Annotated in this window: 5 protein-coding genes; all 5 read left to right on the top strand. The window is 39.0% G+C overall.

Annotated elements, in window-relative coordinates:
• Positions 1 to 263: 263 nt before the first annotated feature.
• The 5 genes from OQX61_RS24025 (at position 264) to OQX61_RS24005 (ending at position 7,345) form a co-directional block, all read left to right on the top strand.
• Complete coding sequence (locus OQX61_RS24025) at positions 264 to 1,295, top strand: GntR family transcriptional regulator (RefSeq protein ID WP_265844390.1); 1,032 nt, start codon at positions 264 to 266, stop codon at positions 1,293 to 1,295.
• Positions 1,296 to 1,434: 139 nt separating this feature from the next.
• Positions 1,435 to 2,511, top strand: a complete 1,077-nt coding sequence (gene rhaT, locus OQX61_RS24020; RefSeq protein WP_265844388.1) for an L-rhamnose/proton symporter RhaT — start codon at positions 1,435 to 1,437, stop codon at positions 2,509 to 2,511.
• A gap of 18 nt (positions 2,512 to 2,529) precedes the next feature.
• Positions 2,530 to 4,650: a bifunctional aldolase/short-chain dehydrogenase gene (locus OQX61_RS24015; protein ID WP_265844387.1), complete on the top strand. Its 2,121-nt coding sequence runs from the start codon at positions 2,530 to 2,532 to the stop codon at positions 4,648 to 4,650.
• A 35-nt stretch (positions 4,651 to 4,685) separates the two neighbouring features.
• Positions 4,686 to 5,960 (top strand): TIM barrel protein, encoded by a 1,275-nt coding sequence (locus OQX61_RS24010; RefSeq protein WP_265844385.1) that lies wholly within the window; start codon positions 4,686 to 4,688, stop codon positions 5,958 to 5,960.
• Positions 5,960 to 7,345, top strand: a complete 1,386-nt coding sequence (locus OQX61_RS24005; protein ID WP_265844384.1) for an FGGY family carbohydrate kinase — start codon at positions 5,960 to 5,962, stop codon at positions 7,343 to 7,345. The genes OQX61_RS24010 and OQX61_RS24005 overlap by 1 nt, the downstream gene beginning before the upstream one ends.
• Positions 7,346 to 7,645 lie beyond the last annotated feature (300 nt).

The following is a 7,645-nucleotide window of genomic DNA, read 5'->3' as shown; positions in this document are numbered from 1 at the left end:
TATCTTCTGCTCACATTCCTTTTATCGGCTACTGCTAATCTAGCAGCAACTGTACTTAAACAATCATTCTAATAGATTTTCAAAATTTTTGGTGGAAACAGTCAAGGTAACGATCTTGAGTTAAATGCCTGTTCAGAAACTTATGCGTTTGAATTCGCAATTAAATTGTAGATATTATAACCGCTTAAACAGATGGCGATATACCTACCTGTTTGATTAATTAGCTTTTTATATCTGCCAGATAGTATTCAAACCTCAATATGATGAAAACAGTCGATTGTTTTAAGTTTATTCAGATCGATGAATATTCAGCTACACCTAAATATATACAGCTTAGTGATTCCATTATAGAGGCGGTAGAAGAAGGCTTGCTTGTTAAAAATGATATACTTCCCTCTATTAATGAGTTGAGCTTTGTATTGGAAATTTCCAGAGATACCGCAGAAAAGGGATATCGATACCTGAAAAATAAAGGGGTGATACTTTCTGTTCCTGGTAAAGGTTATTATATCCATAATACAGAATTTAAAAAGAAGATCAAGATATTCCTGTTGTTTAACAAGTTGTCTGTGCACAAAAAACTCATTTATGATTCTTTTGTGGAGGCATTGGGAGATGATGCGCTGATTGATTTTTATATTTATAATAATGATTTCTCGATTTTCAAAAAACTGATTCAGAACAAACGAACCGAGTATTCTCATTATGTGATTTTACCCCATTTTGTTGAAGGTGGAGAGGATGCGCATCAAATCATTAATACCATACCTACAGATAAATTAATCTTGATGGACAAAAATGTAGCTGGTGTAAATGGTTCCTATTCGACGGTATATGAAGATTTTGAAAAGGATATTTATGGGGCCTTAACTGAGGCAAAAGAAGCCCTGGCCAAATATGATACAATTAAACTGATATTTCCTGAAAAGAGCTATTTCCCTGTAGAAATCATCGAAGGGTTTCGAAGATTTTGTCAGCAGTATACATTTAGTCATGCAATTGTTCATGATCTGAAACAAGAACAAATAGCAGCAGGTACGGTATATATCAACTTGATTGAAGATGATCTTGTCTTGCTGATGGAAAGAATCAGCAATTCTGATTTTACCTTGGGGCTAGATGTAGGGATCATCTCTTACAATGAGACTCCATTAAAAAAATTCCTGCTGAATGGCATTACCACCATTTCTACCGATTTTAAAATGATGGGTACTATGGCCGCCGAAATCATTTTGAGCAACAGTAAACAAAACCACCGTGCACCATTCAGACTTACACTCAGGTCTTCATTGTAATTTCTTTTCTGACTAAAAGCCTGTTATTTATTTAAATTAAAGGCTGATTCACCATCCAGGAGCAGGACAGTAAATGACAGTTATGTTATTCTAAAGAATTAATATCGCTTATTATTCTAACCAAATATTAAATTAACATATGCAGATCATTCTTGGTGTGTTGTTCCACTTTATTGGAGGTTTCGCCTCCGGTAGTTTTTATATCCCTTATACCAAAGTGAAAGGATGGGCCTGGGAAAGTTACTGGATTGTTGGGGGGCTATTTTCCTGGTTGATTCTTCCACCTTTAGCAGCATGGCTAACCATACCAGATTTTACTCAAATAATTACACATACTTCCGGGTCTATGTTGTGGATTACTTATTTCTTCGGTCTTTTATGGGGAATAGGTGGTTTAACTTACGGACTTGGTGTCAGATACCTTGGTGTTTCCCTTGGAAGTTCCATTATTTTAGGATTGAGTTCAGTCTTTGGAGCTTTGCTACCCTCTGTTTATTACGATTTTTTTCCTAAAGCTGGTAAGGATACATTTTCCAATATGATTGAAAGTTCCTGGGGACAACTGGTCATCCTCGGTTTGTTTATCTGTATTGTCGGAATTATCTTTTGTGGAAAAGCAGGAATGGACAAAGATAAGGCTCTGGCCAGTCAGAAGAAAACGCAACAAAGCACAGAATTCAAGATTGGTCTGGGTTTAATAGTGGCGGTGATTTCGGGGATATTAAGTTCTTGTTTTGCTTTTGGAATTGATTCCGGTAAAGATATGGCTCATGAAGCAAATCTACTTTGGAAAGTATTGAATCCTGGAGATGGTGAGTTTTTGTATCAAAACAATGTAACCTATGTCATTATTCTTTGGGGAGGCTTAACCACCAATTTGTTCTGGTGTATGGTGTTGAATTTCAGAAATAAAACATTTAAGGATTATAAGAACACTAAGACTCCATTATTATCTAATTATATCTTTTGTGCACTGGCTGGTACAACCTGGTTTTTACAGTTCTTCTTTTACGGTATGGCAGAGAGTAAGCTTGGAAATGGGGCAAGCTCCTGGATTTTGCATATGGCCTTTATTATTCTGGTGGCTAATGTTTGGGGTCTTGTATTGAAGGAGTGGGCCGGGGTCAGCAGAAAAACACTAATCACTGTGTTTGTCGGTATTGCTTTTATTATTCTATCCATTCTGATAGTTGGATATGGAAATTCAATTAAATAAAAATATAAATCAAATTTTATGTCTGACGAAAAAGACCAATTCAAGTACGTCAATTATTTATGGGATAAAGACGAAGCCGCTAAGCTCGAAGGTGATGAAGTGGCATTGTTAATTTACCGGTCTAATTTATTAGGTGCGGATCTGCGTTTAACAAATTATGGTGGGGGAAATACTTCCTGTAAAGCGGAAGCACCGGATCCCTTGACTGGTGAGCCCGTTGAAATCATGTGGATTAAAGGTTCCGGTGGTGATATTGGTACACTTAAACGTAATGGATTGGCCGCTTTGTATGTAGACAAGCTCCTGAGCCTTCAGCAAATTCATACCGGAATTGCACAAGAGGATGAAATGGTGGAACTGTTTAACCATTGTATTTACGACCTGAATTCTAAGGCACCATCCATAGATACGCCACTGCATGGTTTTTTGCCTTTTAAACATATAGATCATTTACATCCCGACGCCGCGATTGCAATTGCGGCAGCTAAAGATGGGAAGCGAATTACAGAAGAACTATTTGAAGGTACAGTAGGTTGGGTGGACTGGCAGAAGCCCGGTTTTGATCTGGGATTGCAGTTGCAGGATTGTCTGGCAGAAAATCCAGGAATTCGTGGCATCATGCTGGGCTCCCATGGTTTATTCACCTGGGGAAATACAGCATATGAAAGTTATGTAAATACGCTGGAAGTGGTAGAAAAATGTGCTGCCTATCTGGAAGCCAGTTATGGAAAGAAAGGTCCGGTTTTTGGAGGACAACGTATTAAGGGGGTACCTGCTGATAAGAGAACAAGTCAAGCCGCGGTGTTAGCACCTTTTTTACGGGGATTTTGCTCCACTGAGCGTAACATGGTAGGACATTTTAGTGATGATCCGCGCGTACTTGAGTTCATCAACTCTAAGGATCTTGATCGTCTTGCACCATTGGGAACAAGTTGTCCTGATCATTTTTTGCGGACTAAAATAAGCCCTTTGGTCTTAAAACTGGAACCAGAGGAGGATTTGATGGATTCCGTGCTACTTAAAGCAAAACTTGCCCCGGTTTTTAAAGGCTACAGGGAAATGTATCATGCCTATTATGAAGCTTGTAAGCAAGCCAACAGTCCGGCCATCCGCGATGCGAATCCTGTAATTATTTTATATCCTGGAATAGGATTGTTTTCTTTTGCTAAAGATAAGCAGACTGCGCGTGTTGCGGCCGAATTTTATACCAATGCGATCAATGTAATGAAAGGAGCGGAGGCCATTTCAACTTATACATCACTTCCGCGCCAGGAAGCTTTTAACATTGAATATTGGTTGTTAGAAGAAGCTAAATTACAACGTATGCCTAAACCTAAAGCGCTTTCCGGAAAAATTGCCTTAGTTACCGGAAGTGCAGGCGGAATTGGGAAAGCAATTGCTAAAAAATTTATAGAAGAAGGTGCAGTCGTATTATTGAATGATAATGATGTACAAAGGTTGGCAAATGCAGAGAAAGAATTCCGAACTTTATTTGGGAATGATGCTTTCAGTACGGTAATATTGGATGTGACTAGTAAAGAAAATATTGATCAGGCTTTTGAAAAAGCAGCATTGTCATTTGGAGGGATAGATATTGTGGTCAATTGTGCCGGATTATCTATTTCAAAACCCCTGGAAGCTCATACAGAGCAGGATTGGGATTTATTGTATGACGTGCTGGTGAAAGGTCAGTTTAGAATGACGCAGGCTGCTGTTAATGTGATGCGGAAACAGTCTATTGGCGGTGATATCATAAATATTGTAAGTAAGAATGCATTGGTTTCCGGACCCAATAATGCAGGCTATGGTTCAGCTAAAGCCGCCCAACTTCATTTAAGTCGGTTAAATGCGGCAGAATTGGGAGGGGACCAGATTAGGGTGAATGTTGTTAATCCGGACGCCGTCATCTCTGATAGTAAAATATGGGAAGGCGACTGGGCAGCCGGAAGGGCAAAGGCCTATGGCGTTAAGGTAGAAGAACTGCCCGCATTTTACGCAAAAAGGACTTTGTTAAATCAGATTATCCTTCCGGAAGATATTGCAAATGCCTGTATGGCTTATTTAGGAGGTTTGCTTAATAAATCTACGGGAAATGTATTGAATGTAGACGGAGGAGTGGCAATGGCATTTGTACGCTAAACAAAATTGAATCGGTTTCAAGTAAAGAAGATAAAATGGAAATAGGAAAAGATAGCATAGCAGCACATAATGAACAATATGTAAAATCTCAGCAGCAGCGTTTTGAATATGCTACTTCGATGAATGAGCGCACAGAGGACGTAATCAGTAAATTGCTGAAATTTCAGGTTGCAATACCAAGTTGGGCATTAGGTACGGGTGGTACTCGTTTTGGTCGTTTTTCCGGTGGCGGTGAGCCACGGAATCTGGAAGAAAAGATATCGGATGTTGGCTTAATTCATCGTTTAAACCAATCGAGTGGCGCGATATCTTTACATATTCCATGGGATGTACCTCAGGATTATCAAGCGATTAAGGAGTTAGCACTTCATCACGGATTGAGGTTCGATGCAATGAATTCAAATACTTTTCAGGATCAGCCTAACCAGGCTCATAGTTATAAATTTGGCTCACTTCAACATGTAGACAAAGCAGTAAGACAACAGGCAATTGCCCATAATATAGAAGTTATTGAACATGGGAAGGCCTTAGGATCAGATGTGTTATCTGTATGGCTTGCCGATGGTTCTTGTTTTCCTGGTCAGCTGAATTTTAGAAAAGCCTTTCAAAATACATTGGAAAGTCTGGAGGAAATTTATGCAGCATTACCTGAAAATTGGAAAGTGTTTGTAGAATACAAGGCTTTTGAGCCCAATTTTTATTCAACCACTGTTGGAGATTGGGGACAATCGTTGTTATTGGCCAATAAATTAGGGCCTAAGGCTTTCACGCTGGTAGATTTAGGTCACCATTTGCCAAATGCAAATATTGAACAGATTGTTTCCCTGCTATTGATGGAAGGAAAGTTAGGCGGCTTTCATTTTAATGATTCCAAGTATGGTGATGATGATCTGACTACCGGTAGCATAAAACCTTATCAGTTGTTCTTAATTTTTAATGAATTAATTGAAGGTATGGATGCAAAAGGAATAGACCATGGGACAGGTTTAGGTTGGATGATTGACGCTTCGCATAATGTCAAAGATCCTTTGGAAGATCTCTTGCAATCCGTTGAAGCGATTATGTTATCCTATACCCAGGCTTTATTAGTAGATCGCGTAGCGCTAACTGCTGCCCAGGGAAACCATGATGTTGCTTTGTGCCAGGAAATTCTGCAGGATGCTTTCCGTACTGATGTTCGTGCGATTGTAAGTGAAGCCCGGATACGGGCAGGAGGGGCTGTTAATCCTTTAGCCTTATATAGGGAGTTGAAGGTGAGAGAAAATCTGATTAAAGAAAGAGGATTAAAAACTATAGCTACAGGATTATAATGGAGGCTATTCCAGTTGTTGTTGTATTTGATGTGGGTAAAACCAATAAGAAAATTTTTCTGTTTGATGAAAATTACCAGATTGTATTTGAGCGTTCCGCTAGATTTATAGAAACTAGTGATGAGGATGGAGATATTTGTGAAAACCTGGAAAGTCTGCGTCTTTCTATTTTTGATTCTTTACGGGAGATCATGAGGCGGAAAGAGTTCATCATTAAGGCCGTTAATTTTTCTACGTATGGAGCAAGTCTGGTGTATATAGATGAATATGGCAAGCCATTGGCCCCACTCTACAATTATCTGAAGCCTTATCCTGAATCGCTAAAAACTGAGTTTTATGATAAGTATGGAGGTGAACAAAAGATGGCTTTCGAAACATCTTCCCCGATACTTGGGAGCTTAAACTCTGGTATGCAGTTGTACCGCATCAAAAAGGAAAAACCAGAACTGTTCAGTCAGATTCATTATGCCCTGCATCTTCCGCAATATCTGAGCTATCTGGTTTCTGGTATAGAATGTTCTGATCTAACCAGTATCGGTTGTCATACGCAATTATGGGATTTTAGTCGTGAGAATTACCATGAGTGGGTACTAAAGGAGGGCCTGGATAAAAAACTGGCACCAATATGTAATGCAGATCAGGTCTTTCCTGCTGAATTCCCGGGGAATCTCTATCAGGTAGGAATAGGGCTACACGATAGTTCTGCGGCCTTAATTCCCTATCTGATCAATTTTCATGAGCCTTTTGTATTAATTTCTACCGGTACCTGGTGCATAACGATGAACCCATTTAATTCCCAGCCGCTTACTGCGGAAGAATTGGAACAGGATTGTTTATGTTATTTGCAATTCAAAGGGAAACCAGTAAAGGCATCTCGCATATTTTCTGGTTACGAACATGAGCAGCAGGTGAAAAGGATAGCTGCGCATTTTGGTCAAGGGGTAAACCATTACCGGAATATGCGCTATGATGCAGTAATTGCAGATCGATTATTTGATTCGGTCAAAGCAGGGAAAGTGAAGGTTCCCCTAAATAAGGTCTCCGCATTTGGATCAAGAGATCTCTCTGACTTTGCAACAGATGAAGAGGCTTATCATCAATTCATGCTGGATATAGTTATCCAGCAGCATACTTCTTCCAGTCTGGTGATGAATTCGGATAGCGTGAAACGCATTTTTGTAGATGGTGGATTTAGTAAAAATGCAATTTATATGAATCTATTGGCCCGCTTGTTTCCAAAAATGGAAGTTTTTGCTGCCTCAATGGCACAGGCTACCGCTATAGGGACCGCATTGGCTATTCATGAACATTGGAATAGTAAACCTATGCCAAATGACATCATTGAGTTGAAGTATTATGCCGCCAGTAATGATATGGTATTATGATTTAAGCATTCAGATCAGGCTACTATTGGTATTTGTGTCAATTTTTTCCTTGCTTTATAGAATGAGAACCTATATAATATAAGTATTGCATGTTTAGCCTTTCATATGAAAGGGCTATTAATCGTATAGCTTGTTCAGGATTTTCTGCCTGATAATGATTTATGACTATTTTATTCTTGAATATGGTTAGAATTGACCTGCTAATACACTATTCACTAAGTATGGTCTAATATTTATAGACTGTAGTTCATGCAGTTAAGGGTATGATACAATTATAAGGGTAATAATGTTTGCATATCT

This window comes from Pedobacter sp. PLR, assembly GCF_026239675.1.
Lineage (GTDB): Bacteria > Bacteroidota > Bacteroidia > Sphingobacteriales > Sphingobacteriaceae > Pedobacter.
The sequence above is the reverse complement of the archived record's forward strand: the minus strand, read 5'-3'. Positions and strand labels throughout refer to the sequence as shown.